This window comes from Kocuria sp. ZOR0020, assembly GCF_000800955.1.
Taxonomy (GTDB): domain Bacteria; phylum Actinomycetota; class Actinomycetes; order Actinomycetales; family Micrococcaceae; genus Kocuria; species Kocuria subflava.
Genome location: NZ_JROX01000250.1, coordinates 1 through 262 on the forward strand (window position 1 = coordinate 1; position 262 = coordinate 262).

General features: G+C 35.1%; 1 protein-coding gene. It reads right to left on the bottom strand.

The annotated features are described in order from the left end of the window. The coding region (locus L979_RS16850; RefSeq protein WP_047692566.1) for a hypothetical protein at positions 1–262 on the bottom strand (262 nt) is incomplete at both ends.

Here is a 262-nt window from a genome sequence, read left to right on the forward strand (position 1 = left end):
GAAATTATTTCCGCTTTATCTAAAACTGGGTTATCAGTAATTGATAGCTCTAACAATCTAAATTTTCTACCGCCATAAGGATAACCACCAATTGATACAAATTGTCCGACTTCATACAAGAGCGTGGTCTCGATTCTAAGCGTGTTTTTACTATTATAGTACACTTTACCTTGCAATAGTTCTAAGTGGTCTTTACGAAGCTCTCTATGCCCTTTAAAGCTATCTATTCTATATTTGTCGCCATAAGTAGCAACATACTCAT